This is a genomic window from Mesorhizobium sp. CA6 (assembly GCF_020165035.1).
In the GTDB taxonomy this organism is placed as follows: Bacteria; Pseudomonadota; Alphaproteobacteria; order Rhizobiales; family Rhizobiaceae; genus Mesorhizobium.
In genome coordinates, this window is the sequence record NZ_JAIUHI010000001.1 from 83,298 (window position 1) to 99,798 (window position 16,501).

12 protein-coding genes are annotated in these 16,501 nt (G+C 59.1%); 10 read left to right on the top strand and 2 right to left on the bottom strand.

Features of this window, described 5'->3' with window-relative positions; translation table 11 throughout:
- Nucleotides 1–390 precede the first annotated feature (390 nt).
- A complete protein-coding gene (locus LB526_RS00385) occupies nucleotides 391–1,722 on the top strand; it encodes a UDP-glucose dehydrogenase family protein (protein WP_224522961.1) in 1,332 nt (443 codons plus the stop codon).
- 105 nt (nucleotides 1,723–1,827) lie between these two features.
- Here LB526_RS00385 and LB526_RS00390 read toward each other — a convergent pair whose 3' ends face one another.
- On the bottom strand, nucleotides 1,828–2,010 hold the full coding sequence (locus LB526_RS00390) for a DUF768 domain-containing protein (protein WP_095768678.1): 183 nt from the start codon (nucleotides 2,008–2,010) through the stop codon (nucleotides 1,828–1,830).
- A 590-nt stretch (nucleotides 2,011–2,600) separates the two neighbouring features.
- Between LB526_RS00390 and LB526_RS00395 the strand changes: the two genes are divergently transcribed.
- The 9 genes from LB526_RS00395 to LB526_RS00435 all read left to right on the top strand — a co-directional run bounded on the left by LB526_RS00395 (nucleotide 2,601) and on the right by LB526_RS00435 (nucleotide 15,203).
- The gene (locus LB526_RS00395; RefSeq protein ID WP_224625613.1) at nucleotides 2,601–3,029 is read left to right on the top strand and encodes a hypothetical protein; all 429 of its coding nucleotides are present in this window, start codon (nucleotides 2,601–2,603) and stop codon (nucleotides 3,027–3,029) included.
- A 406-nt stretch (nucleotides 3,030–3,435) separates the two neighbouring features.
- Nucleotides 3,436–6,174 (top strand): non-ribosomal peptide synthetase, encoded by a 2,739-nt coding sequence (locus LB526_RS00400; RefSeq protein ID WP_224625615.1) that lies wholly within the window; start codon nucleotides 3,436–3,438, stop codon nucleotides 6,172–6,174.
- Nucleotides 6,171–7,154 (top strand): NAD(+) synthase, encoded by a 984-nt coding sequence (gene nadE / locus LB526_RS00405; protein ID WP_224625616.1) that lies wholly within the window; start codon nucleotides 6,171–6,173, stop codon nucleotides 7,152–7,154. Before LB526_RS00400 ends, nadE begins: the two co-directional genes overlap by 4 nt.
- A 2-nt stretch (nucleotides 7,155–7,156) precedes the next feature.
- The gene (asnB, locus tag LB526_RS00410) at nucleotides 7,157–9,175 is read left to right on the top strand and encodes an asparagine synthase (glutamine-hydrolyzing) (RefSeq protein ID WP_224625619.1); all 2,019 of its coding nucleotides are present in this window, start codon (nucleotides 7,157–7,159) and stop codon (nucleotides 9,173–9,175) included.
- Nucleotides 9,172–10,725, top strand: coding sequence for a class I adenylate-forming enzyme family protein (locus tag LB526_RS00415; protein ID WP_224625621.1), 1,554 nt, complete (start codon nucleotides 9,172–9,174; stop codon nucleotides 10,723–10,725). Before asnB ends, LB526_RS00415 begins: the two co-directional genes overlap by 4 nt.
- Nucleotides 10,726–10,779: 54 nt before the next feature.
- Entirely contained in the window at nucleotides 10,780–11,046 is a 267-nt protein-coding gene (locus LB526_RS00420; protein ID WP_095768673.1) for an acyl carrier protein, read from the top strand.
- A gap of 45 nt (nucleotides 11,047–11,091) precedes the next feature.
- Nucleotides 11,092–11,805, top strand: coding sequence for a N5-glutamine methyltransferase family protein (locus LB526_RS00425; RefSeq protein ID WP_224625623.1), 714 nt, complete (start codon nucleotides 11,092–11,094; stop codon nucleotides 11,803–11,805).
- 336 nt (nucleotides 11,806–12,141) lie between these two features.
- Nucleotides 12,142–13,836, top strand: a complete 1,695-nt coding sequence (locus LB526_RS00430; RefSeq protein ID WP_224625920.1) for a type I secretion system permease/ATPase — start codon at nucleotides 12,142–12,144, stop codon at nucleotides 13,834–13,836.
- 11 nt (nucleotides 13,837–13,847) lie between these two features.
- Nucleotides 13,848–15,203 carry an HlyD family type I secretion periplasmic adaptor subunit gene (locus LB526_RS00435; RefSeq protein ID WP_224625625.1) on the top strand — a complete coding sequence of 452 codons (1,356 nt, stop codon included), beginning with the start codon at nucleotides 13,848–13,850 and terminating at the stop codon, nucleotides 15,201–15,203.
- A 21-nt stretch (nucleotides 15,204–15,224) separates the two neighbouring features.
- On the opposite strand, the gene LB526_RS00440 is transcribed toward LB526_RS00435, so the two are convergent.
- A complete protein-coding gene (locus LB526_RS00440; protein WP_224625627.1) occupies nucleotides 15,225–16,487 on the bottom strand; it encodes a polysaccharide biosynthesis/export family protein in 1,263 nt (420 codons plus the stop codon).
- Between the last annotated feature and the right edge of the window lie 14 nt (nucleotides 16,488–16,501).

Below are 16,501 nucleotides of genomic sequence, written 5' to 3' on the forward strand. Positions count from 1 at the left end.
ACACATTGCCAGTTTGCGCATTCCTGGGCACCCAGTAGCGGCCCGTCGGCTTCGGTCACGGACTCTTTGTTACGCCGAATTTTAATCATGGGAAGCATTGCCTCTGCTGATGGTGCAGCACTCCGAGCAGTAGAAGAGCTGCCCGACGTCCTTCGTTCAAAGGGCGTAACCATTAGCGAGAGTTGATATAGAGGCCGCCAGCCGACTTTTTTAAAGTCGGTTAGGCCCGGCGGTTCATCCCGATCCACCCCAAAACGGCGGACTGTCGGGCCGCTCTGGTCGGCAGCATCTCAAGAGCGGATATGACGCGGAGTGTTGTCGAACAGCCCACCTTTTCGGCATATCCAGTTTACCGGACCGCGGCCCGGCCTTTGACAGGAATAGAACCAAATGAATTTGACGGTGTTTGGGATTGGCTATGTCGGTCTCGTCCAGGCCGCTGTGCTGGCCGAGGTCGGCCATGAGGTGGTGTGCGTCGATATCGACGAGAAGAAGGTGGAGCGGCTCAACCAGGGCTTGGTGCCGATTTTCGAACCGGGCTTGGAGGCCCTCGTCAGGGAAAACCACGCGGCCGGCCGCATCCGCTTCACCACTGACGCGGCGGCGGCGGTCAGGCATGGCCAGATCCAGATGATCGCGGTCGGCACGCCGCCCGGCGAGGATGGCTCGGCCGACCTGAAATATGTGCTGGCCGTCGCCGAAACCATCGGCCGTGAGATGGACAGCGCCAAGATCGTCGTCGGCAAGTCGACCGTGCCGGTCGGCACTTGCGAGAAGGTGAAGGCCAGGATCGCCGAAACGCTGAAGAGGCGCGGCCGCGAGGATCTCGCCTTCGACGTCGCCTCGAACCCCGAATTCCTCAAGGAAGGCTCGGCGGTCGCCGATTGCATGAAGCCGGACCGCATCATCGTCGGCACCTCCAGCGAGGACACCGAGATGGTGATGCGCGAGCTCTACGCGCCGTTCAACCGCAACCACGAGAAGATGATCGTGATGGACGTGCGCAGCGCCGAATTCACCAAATACGCCGCCAACTGCATGCTGGCGACCAAGATCAGCTTCATGAACGAGATGGCCAATCTCGCCGAGCAGCTGGGCGCCGACATCGAGGAGGTGCGCAAGGGCATCGGCTCGGATCCGCGCATCGGCTACCACTTCATCTATCCCGGCCTCGGCTATGGCGGCTCATGCTTCCCGAAGGATGTGCGCGCGCTGATCAAGACCGCCGAGGGCGTGAAGTTCGACGCCAAGCTGCTGCGCGCCGTCGAGGAGCGCAACAATGCGCAGAAGTCGGTCCTGTTCGACAAGGTCAACCACTATTTCAAGGGCGCGCTCAGGGGCAAGACCTTTGCCGTCTGGGGGCTGGCCTTCAAGCCCAACACCGACGACATGCGCGAGGCGCCGGCGCGCACGCTGATGGAAGCGTTGTGGGCGGCCGGCGCCAAGGTGCAGGCCTACGATCCCGAGGCGATGCAGGAGTGCCAGGCGATCTACGGCCTGCGCGAGGATCTGCTTTTGTGCGGCACCAAAGAAGCGGCGCTGCGCGGCGCCGACGCGCTTTTGATCTGCACCGAATGGAAGAGCTTCCGCGCGCCGTCCTTCGACGCGCTCAAGGATGCGCTGACGACGCCGGTCATCTTCGACGGCCGCAATCTCTACGATCCCAAGGTGATCGCGCGCTACGGCATCGAATACTTCTCGATCGGCAGGATGGCGGCATGAGGGCGCCAACCAGGCATCTTACTTCAACATGTCCGACAGGGCAGCTGTAGTTCCTATCGTTGTGGGCCGGAGCGCTTCTTCGGTTGCGCAGCCCACGTTCTGCTCTCAATCCGGCACGGGATCCCTACTTCCAAGCGCCTCGAGCATCGTTGAGAAGATGCTGCCGACCTCCTCCGAGATCTCTTCTGATCGAATTCCAGCCTTTTTTGCGTCGCTGGTTAATCGCCTTGCAAGCTCTTGCGCTAAGATCGTGTCAGATGATGAATGATGCGGCAGATTGCTATCCATCCACTCCTGAAGGAATTTCAGGCCTCGTTCACTCACTGTAAAACCATTCCAGGGTTGTATCCATGATTACGTGCAATCAAGCTTGACCAGTTTTCCACGCTATAATTTGTCACCGCGGGGATCGTTCCCTATTCAAACTCGCATATGGCTCATATTGTTCGCGCATGGAACGACGGCATGCCATCCGGCGGGGAATGGACAGGCTTTGGGAAGTCTACGACGTAGGCGACCAAAAAGTTTTGCTCGTTGACGGAATTCCTTTGGCGCATTTGCGGGTCGAAGAAGCGCTGGACGCTCTGGACCTGCTAGCAGGCGGCTTCCTCGTTCCAAGTGACACTCCCCTGGTAGGGTGAAGTGATTGTCGACAGCCGTTCTTCGACGAATATCCCCAAACCGTTGCGACTCTCCTCCCGAACATAGCGCAACTAAATGCCTGGCTAGGTGAAGCTCTTCACATGGCGGGTCCGCTGCGGCAACGCAGGCATGTCCCAGTATCATTAGACCGAATGAGCTTTCACCTCGGGGGCTCATTCATTTAGCCGATGCGCCGGCATGGAGCAGGTTCTAAGCGGAAGAGTTGACGAGGTTGATTGTCGCGGCTTGAGAAAGCTTCAGTAGGCTCGATTGAAGGACTGACGCGTTTGCCGGCAACGGACACCTGCTCGCTGGTGGCGAGAATGACCTTTCCATTCGCGTTGGTGGGAATTGTTTTATTAGCTCTGCTGCCCGGCGGTATCCTCGATATGCTGGGCATGGGTTTCACGTTCAGTCACGACAAGCTCAATCATGCGGTCGCCTTCACGACTTTAGGGGTCCTCGGCGGTCTCGGTTGGCCCAAGCAAAAATTGAGGCTGGTTGTATTCGTCCTTTTTGTAGGGGCGGCGATCGAGGTTCTTCAGGCCACCCCGCTGGTGGCGCGGGACATGGATATGTTCGACTGGATTGCTGATTTTGCAGGCGCGATCTGCGGACTGGCCATCGCCGCGTGGACAAACAGGATCGCCGGCGGAACTCGCTAAGTGCCGTCGATGCAAAACCGGTCGTATCGCCGGTCGTATAGATTGCGGTATTTCCAAAGGACCGTCCGAAGGACAGCAACCGAGTCGATCGCGCGCTGCGCGCTGTAACTATCGTCAAAATTTTCTCAGTGGATATCGTGTAGCGAGTGGCTGAGCGCGACATGCCTTTTGGCAACACATACCGTGCCGCTAGACGAGCCATTCAGAATGCAAATCTGCCCCGGCCGCGCCGCGGCATCAGCTCTCCATGTCGCACGGCTGTTCTTTAGTCTGACGCCCCGCCGCCATGAGGCGGACGCGAAATTTTTCGATGTACACCTCTAGCGTCGCCAGCATCATCAGAATGATCGATGAAATGGTTTGGGCGGGCGGCGATAACTGACGCTATCCATAGCGTGAGCCCGTCATGTCACCAGCCTACTCAGGATCGGAACTCGCGATTGAATATCCGCGGACGGATTCTCAATCGGCGGCAAATAACAAATGGACGAACGTCCCGGAATACGCTCTCGACCAAGGCGGCCCTGTCTTGCGCCCCTATCAGCGGATGGACGCTGATTATGCCGATGTCGCCATTGTCGATCATTTGAAAAATGTGGCCAGTCAGTATCCCGAAAAGCTGGCGATTACCGACGCAACCAACCGTTTCACTTATTCGGAACTCGTCTCGGCTGTCGAAGCACTGGCTAGCCGCATCCTCGCCATCACTCCCGCCGAAAACGCCGTCGGAATTCTTCTTGCGAATACGGCCTTCTTTCCTTTGGCGATGCTGGCGAGCATGGCCGCAGGGCGGCCTTTGGTACCCCTGAACACGAGGGATCCGGATACCAGGATCAATGCGATCGTGTCCGAGGCGCGGTTATCGACCATCATAGGGGATGGAGATGTCCGACCCACGGGCCTGCCGCGAACTGTCGGCTGGATAAATGTCTCGCCCCGCGGCGAACCGAAGAGCGATCGCGTTCCCCAGCTCCATCCGGTATCCGTGGATGCCCCCGCGATCGTCCTTTACACTTCGGGCAGTACAGGTCGGCCAAAAGGCATCGTTAACAGTCAACGCAGCCTGCTATGGCGTGTTCAGCAATATGTAAACGCCTGTCACATCAATGCGCAGGACGTATTTCTGCCTCTCACGGGACCGGCCACTATCGCTGGGTGTCGAGAGGTGCTCGCCGCCCTTCTTACCGGCGCCACATTGCATCTTCTTGAGGTCGAGGCCGTAGGCTTGCGCGCGGTTTTACACCGGATGCAAGCCGAGGGAGTGACTGTCACTTACCTGGTGCCGGCCCTCCTGCGGGCGCTTATGGCGAACAAATCAGAAGACGCATTCCGCAGTCTCAGGGTGGCTCGGATCGGCGGCGAAAAGGTTTCATGGTCTGACATCAAGCTGCTACGCGAAGCCGTTTCAAGCAACTGCCTGGTGCAGATCGGCTACTCGTCAACCGAGACGACAGGATCACAATGGTTTGTACCGACCGATTGGCCGGAGCAGGCTGCCTCGGTTCCTGTTGGATGGCTCCTTCCAGGGATTAGTTTCGCGATTATCGACGAGCAAGGACGCCCGGTGCCGCCCGGCGGAACTGGAGAGCTTGTCATAAAAAGTCCGTATGTCTTGCTTGGCCATTGGGAGAACGGCGTCGTCGTGCCCGTGGCTGCAGACCCCGAGAACCCGTCCGTCCGCATCTTTGAAACGGGTGATCTCGTTCAACTGGACGACCATGGCCTGCTACAGATCATGGGTCGCAAGGGGCGTCAGATAAAAATCAATGGCCGGCGCGTTGAGCCCGCGGAGCTGGAGCGGGTTTTGCGTGGCGCGCCTTCCGTTGAGGACGCTGTAGCGATTGTGACGGCGTCAACGGAACTCATCGCCTTCGCAGTACCTCGCGGGCCGGCGACTTCCAACTTCGCGGACGATCTCCGCCATCTTGCGCGAACGACACTGCCGCCGCCTCTGTGCCCGTTGAGACTGCACGCCATTGCCGAAATTCCACGCCTGCCGGGCGGGAAGGTCGACATGGCGAGGCTTGCCGAGTTGGACGGCGCAAGCGTGAGGCAGGACCGCATTGTCCAGGCTCCGAATACAGGACCCGAACGGACTATCCAGCAGATCGTGCAACGTGCCTGGACCAAGATTCTGAACACGCGCGTTGCCGCGGGACGTTGGGATGACGCCGGCGGCGATTCGCTGAAGCTGCTGCATTGTGTCATGGAGATCGAAAGCGTCCTCGGCCTGGAGATCGACCTTGAACCTTTCACCGTCGGAATGAATTTCGACGAAATGGTGAAGGCCGTCGCGGCCGCGAAAGCAGGTAACGAGCAGGCCAGTTCGCGCAAAGAGCATCCGCCAATTCTCTTCCTGCTCCCCGGGTCCGTCGGCTATGGCCCTAGCCTTGCCGCCTTCGCGGCCTCCATGGGTAGAACCGCCCGGGTTGTCCCGATCAGGTATCCAGCCCTGGCAATGATATTACAGGGAAAAAACTCGGTCGCAGATATGGCCGAGGCCGCGCTCGACCAGATACGCCGCGCCCAGCCTGAAGGTAACGTACGACTTCTCGGCCATTCGCTTGGCGGCGTCGTTGCTTTTGAAGTTGCTTCAAGGCTGCTGGCTGTCGGGCGAAATGTGAAGTTTCTGGGCATCCTCGATACCAGCCTGCTCGGTGAACGGAGCACTTACCGAGAGACGGTCGTCCGCACAATTCATCGAATCCGAACCAATCGTATTACCGCCTACAGAATGGCTTGTCGCGCCCTTGCAAAAGTCGTGGTCCGAATGGGCTACGAGATGCAACTGGCCCGCTTGCTTGATCGCTATGCCCAGGAGAAATTCAACGCGACCAGCTTTAGGGCCAAGCTGGAGCTTCAGGAAGTTTTGAGGGCCAAAGCGTTTTTTCAGTGGCTCCAGACGCCAAGACCCCGACTGCCGATCACCGGTACCCTATTTCGCTGCGCCCGTCCTGGAATGCCTCGCGCGATCGGATGGGACAATGCTTTCGCAGACCTGGATGTGATCCCAATCATTGGCACCCACATCGACATGGTCTCGGAGCCTAACGTGGCCTTCAACCGACCGCTCATCGAGGCGGCCGTGGCCCGAACTTATCTGCCAGAAGAATCTCGCCAGGGGGAGGAACGGTCATCGACGTGATCTCCGGGTTTGGCAAGGATGCCCTGGTGCTCGACGCTCGTTCCGAGGTCGATCGCATCGTAGAAGCCTTGCGTCGACAGGTCTTTGGTGCACTCCGGCGCCGAGGCGTCGTTGTCGGCCTCTCTGGGGGCATCGACAGCTCCGTTGTCGCAGCACTCTGCGTCGGCGCGTTCGGGAAAGATAAGGTCCTCGGCCTATTCATGCCGGAATCCCATTCTTCCGGCGACTCGCTGCGGCTTGGCCGAACGGTTGCGTCGCAACTTGGTATCGATTCGATCGTTGAAGACATCACGCCTGCCCTGGAGGGCATCGGTGCCTATTCACGTCAGATCGAGGCGATACGGACCGTCGTTCCCGCCTACGGTCAAGGCTGGAAGTGCAAGCTGGTGATGGCGTCGGTTCTGGAAAGCAACGGCATCAACATTACCAGACTGACGGTCGAGGATCCGGATGGCAAAGTCGACACGGTCAGACTGCCACCCGCAACCTATCTGCAGATCGTCGCCGCCACCAACTACAAGCAACGCGTGCGAAAGATGACGGAGTATTATCACGCGGACCGTCTCAACTACGCGGTGGCAGGCACGCCAAACCGGCTGGAACACGACCAAGGCTTTTTCGTCAAACAGGGCGATGGAATCGCCGACGTGCTGCCGATCGTCCACCTCTACAAGACGCAAGTCTATCAACTTGCGGAGTATCTCGGGATAGACCCTGAGGTGCGGCGCAGGCCACCAACCACGGATACGTTCTCCATGGCGCAAAGCCAGGAGGAGTTCTATTTCGCATTGCCATATCACCTGACGGATTTGTGTCTCTATGGCCTGAACCACGGCATTTCTGCCAACGAGATCGCAGCGGTCGCCGGCCTCACTCCCGACCAGGTTCAGAAAGTCTTCAAGGACATTGAAAGCAAGCGGCGCGCAGCGCGTTATCTTCACGCGAGACCCCTGCCCGCCGTCGAGATGGACGAGGGCTGAGCGTGTGCGGCATAGCCGGAATCGTGGCACTGGACGCTACCGCGGCGCGGCCTTCGCGCGAGGCGCTTCTGCGCATGGCGGGGTCGCTCGTGCATCGCGGTCCGGACGAACACGGCCTCTACCGCGACAATCGCGCGGGGCTGGCCCACGCACGCCTTTCAATTGTCGACCTTTCGAATGGGCAACAGCCGCTTGCCGACACGAGCGGCAAGACCTGGATTGTCTTCAACGGCGAGATTTTCAATTACGTTGAGCTTCGCGAGAAGCTGGTCGCGCTCGGTCATCGCTTCCGCACCCGCAGCGACACCGAAGTGGCAGTTCATGCATATCGCGAATGGGGCGACTCCGCTTTTGAGCGGATGAACGGGCAATGGGCAATCGCGATCTGGGATTCGCTGGCCGGCCGCCTCGTGCTATCGCGCGATCGGTTCGGCATATGCCCCCTGCATTTTTGCGAGCACGCTGGGCGCCTCTATTTTTCCAGCGAAGTGAAGGCCATTTTCGCGGCCGACGCGGCTTTGCCGCGAGCCTTCGATCCAGCCGGCATTGATCAGACGTTCACTCTCTGGACGGTGGTCCCGCCGCAAGGCGTATTCAAAGGGGTCCGGGAACTCAAGCCTGGCCACATTCGGGTCTATGAGAACGGAACCGTTCGTGAGCAGGCATTCTGGAAACCCAGCTATCCGGAGGCGTTCGACGAACGCCATGAATTCCCGGGGTCGCTCGATGATGCCGTGGACGAAGTGCGCGAGGCTCTGCAGTCCGCGACGGCGCTGCGGATCGACCAGGCCGATGTGCCTGTTGGCTGCTACCTGTCTGGCGGACTCGACAGTTCGCTTGTCGCCATGATGGCAAGCCGCATCGCCGGCGACCGCTTCCAGACGTTTTCGCTGCGGTTTGCCGATGCTGAATATGACGAGACCAGCTACCAGCGATTGGTGGCAGGCGCGACCGGCAGCGAGCACCACGAGGTGACGGTTTCTCGCAGCGATATCGCCGATGTCTTTCCGGAGGTGATCTATCACACCGAACGTCCGATCCTGAGGACCGCGCCGGCGCCACTGCTTCTGCTTTCAAGATTGGTACGCGAGCACGGAATCAAGGTCGTGCTGACGGGCGAAGGCGCGGATGAAATGTTCGCCGGCTACGACCTGTTCCGGGAAGGGAAGGTGCGCCGCTTCTGGGGGCATCAACCATCCTCGACGAGACGCGCGCGATTGCTGGAACGCCTGTATCCCTATCTCACTCGTTCTCCGGTGCATCAGCAAGCAATGGCGCGTCAGTTCTTCGGACATGATATCCATGCCCATGATGCGCCAGGCTTCGCACATGGCACCCGTTGGCGCACGACGAGCGCTCTCAAGCGGTTGTTTTCTGCCGACATGAAAGCCGAGACGGAACCGTACAACGCGGCCGCCGCGTTCCTTGCGCGCCTGCCCGACGAATTTTCGCGCTGGGACTCTCTGGCACAGGACCAGTATATCGAAATCCAGACTTTGATGTCCGGCTATCTGCTCTCCTCGCAGGGAGACCGAATGCTGATGGGCAACTCTGTCGAAGGGCGCTTCCCGTTCCTCGACGATGACGTTGTAAAACTCGCGAACTCGCTTCCAGCCAAATACAAGCTGCGCATTCTGGACGAGAAGCATGTGCTGAAGCGGGTGGCCGAGCCGATCCTGCCGCCGGAAATCATCGCCCGCAAGAAACAGCCCTACAGGGCGCCGAACGCTCAATGCTTCGTTGCCGACAATGCACCAGCCTATGTGCGCGAGGCACTTTCGGAAAGAGCGTTGCGCGACGCAAATGTCTTCGATGCGGAGTCGGTCGCGCGCCTGCTGGGCAAGTGTCGAGCCCGGACCGTGGACCAAGATCTTTCCAATTCCGACAACATGGCGCTGGTGGGCGTGCTCTCCACGCAGCTTCTTCACCAGCAGTTTATCGCAAGCCGCCCCATCGGCAGGCAGAAGATCGAGCTCAGCGTCGACGTTGACCATGAGATCAAGGAAGAGGTGTTGGCATGATGCATGGAGCCATACCGCTGTTGCACGACTATCTCAGGCACTCGGCCGACCGGCTGGGTGACAAGGTGGCGCTGGTCTGCGGCGGGCAGCGCGTGACCTATGCCGAGATCGAGACTCGTGCCAACAACGTTGCGCAACACCTGGCTGACGCCGGAGTGACGCGCGGCGATCGCGTGATGATCTTCGCCGACAACACCGTCGAGACGGTCGTCAGCTTCTGGGCCGTGCTCAAAGCGAACGCCGTGGTGTGCATCGTCAATCCGCTGACCAAGAGCGACAAGCTTCATTACCTGCTCAACGATTGCCTGCCAGCCGCGCTGATAACGGACAACCATCTGACCTCGGTCTTCAGTGAGCCGGCCCGCAACTGCCCGTCACTGCGCCGGATGATTGTCTCCGGGCCTATAGATGACGCCGAGTTGATGCAACTGCCTCATGCGGTTCGCTGGGATGTTGCGATTGCCGGCAACGGGGAGGCACCGGCGCGCCGATGCATCGACATTGATCTCGCCGCCATAATCTACACGTCAGGTTCTACCGGCGAGCCCAAGGGCGTGATGCTGACGCACACAAACATGATGGCGGCTTGCACCTCGATCGCATCGTATCTTGAGCTCGGCGAAGACGAAGTGATCCTCAATGTCCTGCCCTTGGCATTCGATTACGGCCTGTACCAGATGATCATGGCGTTCCGCACTGGCGCCCGTCTGGTGCTTGAACGCTCGTTTGCTTTTGCAGCGCAGATCCTTGGACTGATCAAGCAAGAACGGGTCACAGGTTTCCCCGGCGTGCCTACTATTTTTGCGGCGCTCTCGGAGCTCAAATCGCTGAAGGATCAGGATTTTTCGAGCATTCGCTATGTTACGAATACCGCGGCCGCCCTGCCGTTGAAGCATATTCTCATGCTCCAGGACCTTTTTCCGAGCGCGCGCATCTATTCAATGTACGGGCTCACCGAGTGCAAGCGTTGCACCTACCTGCCGCCAGAGGACCTTGAACGAAAGCCGTCGAGCGTCGGGATAGCCATCCCGAACACGGAAATGTGGATCGTCGACGACGACGACAAGCGGGTCGGCCCCGACGTCGTCGGCCAGCTCGTCATCCGCGGCGCGACCGTGATGAAGGGCTACTGGGGCAAGCCAGAGGCGACCGCAAGGAAGCTTAAACCTGGTCCTCTGCCCGGTGAACAGGTCCTCTACACCGGCGACTACTGTCGGATCGACGCGGAAGGGTACCTTTATTTCGTAGGTCGTGGCGATGAGATCATCAAATCCCGTGGCGAGAAGGTCGCGCCCAAAGAGGTTGAGAACGCGCTTGTTGGCATTCCAGGGGTGCGGGAGGCCGCCGTGATAGGCGTTCCGGACGAACTTCTTGGGCAGGCGGTGAAGGCGTTCGTCGTGATGGAGCAAGGGAAATCCATCGACGAGAAACAACTGCAGAAGGAATGTCAGAGGCGGCTGGAAAATTTCATGGTCCCAAAATCAATTGTCATTGTATCCAGCTTGCCAATGACAGATACGGGAAAACTTAAGAAGACGGCTTTGTCATGAGCCGTTTTCCACGAGACCTGACGTCAATTTTCTTGTTTTAATCGGGGAAGCAAAATGTTGTCCAGCGAAGACAGGATAGAGACTTACAGCGAGAAAATTCGGGGGTTTCTGGCGTCCAACTTCTATGTTGCTGACGCTGAGGCTCTGGAAAACAATACGTCCCTGCTCGACCAAGGTATCGTCGACTCGACGGGAGTCCTGGAGGTCATCGGATTCATTGAGGAAACCTTTGGCATTGTCGTCGAAGACAGCGAGCTTCTGCCTGAGAACCTCGATTCCATCCAAGGGATTGCACAATACGTCATCCGAAAAAAGAACTGATCATAGCTGTCTCCCGAACGACAGCATTGGGAAAAGCGGGTTGTCGTGAGCCAAGAAATCAGCGTCGAGGATGCCTACAGCAAAGGGCGCACCATCTTCATGGGGCTGGAGTTGCTCGTGGCACCTGGCGCGCTTGTGCCACGCCCGGAGACGGAACTGCTGGGCACAGCCGCCCTCGACGCCTTGGATCAGTTGAGGACTGCGGAACCCCGCATTATCGATATGTGCTGCGGCGCCGGCAATCTGGCATGCGCCATAGCGCACTATGCCCCCACCGCGCGGATCTGGGCGAGCGACCTAACGGATGGGTGCGTCAAAGCCGCGCGCCGCAATGTCGACCATCATGGATTGGCAGGGCGCGTTTCGGTGCTGCAGGGCGACCTGTTTGAGCCTCTCTCCGGCCCGGAACTTGTCGGCAGGATCGACATGATCGTCTGCAACCCGCCATACATCTCGGAAAAGCGGCTCGAGGGCGACCGCTCTCACTTGACCGAGCTCGAGCCGCGCGAGGCGTTTGCTGCTGGCCCTTACGGCCTGAGCATCCACATGCGGGTGATAAGAGACGCGCCGCAATACCTGCGGCCAGGTGGCATACTGCTGTTCGAGGTTGGCCTTGGCCAGGACCGGCAAGTCGTGAGTCTGCTCAACCGCGCAAAGGCCTACGAGAATATTAGCACGATCTCGAACGAAGCTGGCGAGGGCCGTGTCGTCGTCGCCCATATGAAGAACCCCGATGAACCACGCGCGTCGAATGTCTGATGAGGTCACTTTCCTCATCCAACAGACATCAAAACGTGATCCGACAAAGGGCAAACCCCGTCGACCTTCAAATGGTCAATAAACGCTCGCTTTCCAGGGTCGGTTATCCCCAGCTTGTTCGTGGCGATTCACGATTTAGCGTCTGAGCGTCACGATTTTGCTGCATTTTGATAAAATTTGACGAATGTTAGCTTGATGTAATGTTCGGGGTGGGCGGGTCACAACGAAAGGTAAGATCTTGTCCTACGCTGACAGCGTCCACGAGGCCGTGCGACAATCTCGAGTGAGAGATCGCGCGTCGTGAGGGAACATCGTACGCAACATTTGCTCTCAGCCATGTCGGGTTGTTGGTCCGGGCTGGTTGGCATTGGTCTCTTTTCGGCGGTTATAAACATTCTAGCCCTGACCGGCTCCGTCTACATGCTGCAGGTGTATGACCGTGTGCTTCCCTCGCAGAGCGTTCCGACGCTCGTGGGATTTACGGTCGGCATGCTGGGCCTCTATGCCGTATACGGGCTGCTCGATTTCGTGCGGCTTCGCTTGCTGGTTCGAATCGGCAATCGCCTGTACAGAAATCTGCAGCAGAAGGCCTTCACCATATCGCTGTCGGTGCCCCTGGTCGCCGGGCAGGAGGCGAACCGGGTGCAGCCGCTTCGCGACTTGGACCAACTGCGCGGCTTTCTCTCCGGCCTGGGGCCGACCGTTTTTTTCGACGCCCCGTGGATGCCGTTTTATATGGTGGTCATCTACCTGTTGCACCCTTCCCTTGGGCTACTGGCAACCGTCGGCGCCGTTGTCGTCGTGCTTTTGACCGTGGTCGCAGAAATTGCCGGCCGCGGCCCCGCGGCCCGAACTTCCGAAACACTGGTCGCGCAACGCATCCTTGCCGATGCAGGCCGCCGCAATGCGGAAGTCGTTCAGGCGATGGGTCTCTCCGCCAGGCTTGGCCGACGCTGGGGAGAGGTCAGCCATGCCTATCTCAAGAACCAGGAGCGGCTCTCCGACATCGTGGGCGGAACCGGATCATTGTCGAAGACACTCAGGATGGCCTTGCAATCGGGTGTACTCGGGCTGGGCGCTTATCTGGTGATCGGGGGGGACGCTTCCCCGGGTGTGATCATCGCATCTTCGATATTGCTTGGCCGCTCTTTGGCGCCGGTCGACGCCGCGATCGCAAACTGGAGAGGATTTCTGGCCGCGCGCCGAAGCTATTCCGACTTGACTGCAGCGCTGGATGCTTTCGGTAGCCAAAGCGCTCCCATGGAGCTTCCCAGCCCGCAGGGGCAACTCTCCGTCGAGGAATTGACGATAGCGCCCCCAGGCGCACAACGGCCGACGGTTCTCAATGTAAGCTTTCGCCTGGCGAGCGGCGCTGGGATGGCAGTCGTCGGCCCTAGCGGTTCCGGCAAGACAACGCTGGTGCGCGCGCTGGTCGGAGTATGGAAGCCAATTCGCGGAACCGTTCGATTGGACGACGCTGCTCTCGATCAGTGGAGTTCGGAACTGCTCGGTGCGCATATCGGCTATTTGCCGCAGGATGTCGAACTGTTCGACGGAACGGTTGCCGACAACATTTCGAGATTTGGTGGCCAGAGCGACCCAAAAGGCGTCATGGCAGCCGCTCGAGCGGCGGGTGTCGACAAGATGATCATGCGATTGCCTCAAGGATTCCAAACACGAATCGGCGAAGGCGGGACGGCCCTGTCGGCCGGGCAGAGGCAACTGGTCGGATTGGCCAGGGCACTTTACGGCGATCCGTTTCTCGTCGTGCTCGACGAACCGAATTCCAACTTGGATTCAGACGGCGATGTTGCGTTAGCGGGGGCGATCCTGGCAGTGCGCCAGCGTGGCGGTATCGTGATCGTCGTGGCGCATCGCCCCTCTGCGCTCGTCAATATCGATCAGGTATTGGTCATGTCGAACGGGATGGTTCACGCATTTGGCCCGCGAGAAGATGTTCTCTCGAATGTCGTCCGCCCCTTCCCCCAGCCGGCAGTCGTTCCGCTGCAAAAAAATGCCGGCAACGCTTGAGGTCTTATTCCGTGTCTGACGCGACGATTTCTTATGCTCGTGTCGACGACGCAAGTCGTTGGCTCGGAACCAGGCTGATCAATGATCCGGATGGCATCCGCGCCAACCTGGCTCTGGGCTTGGCAACCACCGCCTTTCTGCTCGTTGGCGGAGGGACGTGGTTGGGACTAACCAAGATCGCCGGCGCTGTGATCGCGCCAGCGACCGTTGTGGTCGAAAGCAGTGTAAAGAAGGTCCAGCATCGGACCGGCGGCACCATCGGTGGAATCTTCGCCCAGGATGGTGATCATGTGCGTGCCGGCGCCGTGTTGGTCAGGCTTGACGACACGCTCACACGCTCAAACCTGCAGATCGTCAGTGAAGATCTCGACCGGGTCACCATCCGCCTGGCCAGGCTCGAGGCAGAGCGGCAAGGGCTGCCGGAAATGCAGGTTCCACCCAGTCTGCGCGTGAGAATGAGCGACCCGCGGGTGGCTGCTCTTGTCAATGGAGAACGTGCCTTGTTTGAAAGCCGGGCTACGGCATTGGCTGGCCAAAAGGCGCAGTTGCAGAGCCGCTCGATGCAACTCCGACATCAGATTGACGGTCTCAAGGCTCAGCTTGCCGCGACGAATGACTCCCTGGATCTCCTTACCCGCAGCCTTGCCGACGTCCAAGCTCTTTACTCCAAGAAATTGGTGTCCAAGGAGCGACTGAGCAATGTCAGCCTGGAAGAGGCTCGTTCTCGCGGAGAGTCGGGGCGACTTGTTGCAGCAATCGCTGAGGTGCAAGCCCACATCAGCGAAACGGACTTGCAGGTGCTTCAACTCGACGAGCAGATGCGCAGCGACGTGACAAGCGAGCTCCGCGAAAACGAAGCAAAGCGCACAGAGCTCGAAGAGCGCAAGATAGTGGCGGACGACGAGCTCGCAAGGACGGATATCCGATCTCCCCAGACCGGGACGGTACAAGAATCTTCTATCCACACCGTCGGAGGCGTAGTTGGACCGGGAGAGGTGCTCATGGTGGTTGTACCCGACACCGACAACCTTGTCGTGGATGCGCTCATTCCGCCGACCCGGATGGACGATGTCCAGCCTGGGCAGCGGGTGTCAATCCGCTTTCCCTCTTTCGACGTCGGAACGACACCCGTCTGCGAGGGTTCGGTGAAGCGTATCTCTGCAGATCTGATCAAGGATCAGGAACGCCAGCTTTCCTATTTTTCGGCTCGCATCCACGTCGACAACCAGGCCACCTGCCTGAAGGGTGAGAAAATCCTAAAGCCAGGCATGCCTGCCGAAGTTCACATAAGCACCGAGGAGCGTAGCGTCTGGTCGTATTTGCTTAAGCCATTGACCGATCAGATTTCCCGGGCCTTCAAGCAATAGCGGGACCGCAAACGCGGTCCCCTACTGGCTTGCTGCACGTCCTAGATCGCTGCTGAACCTCACCTCGATCGTATCTCCCGGAAGCACTTCTGAATCTTCTTCGACGAGTTGTTTGCGCCATTCTTCACCAATCTTGCGCACGATGGTGATCTGGGTCTGAATAGCTTCTCCGCTTACCGGCAAAGGCAGAGCGGACGCGCCAGCGGGCTGTAATTTCTGGCTGGTGGCGTGGAGCCTTGCGGTGATGTCGGCAAGGCGGACATCGGTATCCTTCAACTCGGTCAGCAAGCCGATCCTTCGCAGGTTTTCATTGCGCTCGCGTTGCCTGAGATAATCTTCCTGCTGGCGTCGCGCCCGCATGAGCTCGACCGATGTCTGAAGCTGCCCATTGGAAGAGAGAAGCGCGGAGCGCCTGACGTCAGACAGCCTGGCGTTGGTCAGATTGCCTGCTTGAAACAATTTCGTCACCCGAGCCAGGTCATCCTCATCCGCCTTGACCCCGTCGCTCTCGACCTGCTGGCGCTTGGTCAGAACGTCGATCTGCGCCGCGGCATCCTTTGCGCCCTGATCAACGTAGCTTTGCTCCTGCTGGAAGTTATCGAGAGAGATCTTCAGCGCCTCTCCCTCGGCGTCGGCAATGGCCGAGCTGAAGGCGGCAGACAGTGGTGACCCTTGGGGGGGCTTGGTATCGAAACTTGGCTGATCCTGCAGTTCGGCGCGAATACGAGCACTGTGGTAATAGTCGCGGGTGTATTCCCCCCAAAGCGATTCATAGTCGCGCTGCAGATCAACCGGGTCAGGACCGGTCTGATTCACACGTGAGCGCAAAAGGCTGAGACCGCCAGACACCGCAATCGCCTGTCTCACCGTCATGAGAGGCCGATATGCCTGCTGGCCGGGAGTGAGCACCTCGCCAGTCACGTAGATCGGACGATATTCCGCGACGATCGCGGTCACGTCGCCAGGTTGGACAACGATCATCTGCTCTCGCCCATCGGGCAAACGCTGCTGAAATATCTTGGTAGGCAAGATCGTTTCCATGCGGGCCTGCAGCTCGGCAGGCGTCAGACCGCCGATGGATATTTTCCCGACTTGGGGAAGCGCGATCGTACCGTCCATCTGGATTACCGCACGTTGAGTTCGTTCCGGTATCGAAGAGATTCCTATTTCGACGATGTCGCCGGGGGAGAGATGGTAGGCTGGCCGGTCATCCGCCGCGGAGGCAGCATCAACCGCAGCCAGCACACCTATCGCTGCAAGGAGATTTCGGTTCATGAATGCCATCGGTGACATCTCCA

Bases quoted from the DNA above. Each gene is read 5' to 3' on its own strand.
- LB526_RS00385 (WP_224522961.1), top strand. From the start codon at position 391: ATGAATTTGACGGTGTTTGGGATTGGCTATGTCGGTCTCGTCCAGGCC.
- LB526_RS00390 (WP_095768678.1), bottom strand. From the start codon at position 2,010: ATGGATAGCAATCTGCCGCATCATTCATCATCTGACACGATCTTAGCG.
- LB526_RS00400 (WP_224625615.1), top strand. From the start codon at position 3,436: ATGTCACCAGCCTACTCAGGATCGGAACTCGCGATTGAATATCCGCGG.
- LB526_RS00415 (WP_224625621.1), top strand. From the start codon at position 9,172: ATGATGCATGGAGCCATACCGCTGTTGCACGACTATCTCAGGCACTCG.
- LB526_RS00420 (WP_095768673.1), top strand. From the start codon at position 10,780: ATGTTGTCCAGCGAAGACAGGATAGAGACTTACAGCGAGAAAATTCGG.
- LB526_RS00430 (WP_224625920.1), top strand. From the start codon at position 12,142: ATGTCGGGTTGTTGGTCCGGGCTGGTTGGCATTGGTCTCTTTTCGGCG.
- LB526_RS00440 (WP_224625627.1), bottom strand. From the start codon at position 16,487: ATGGCATTCATGAACCGAAATCTCCTTGCAGCGATAGGTGTGCTGGCT.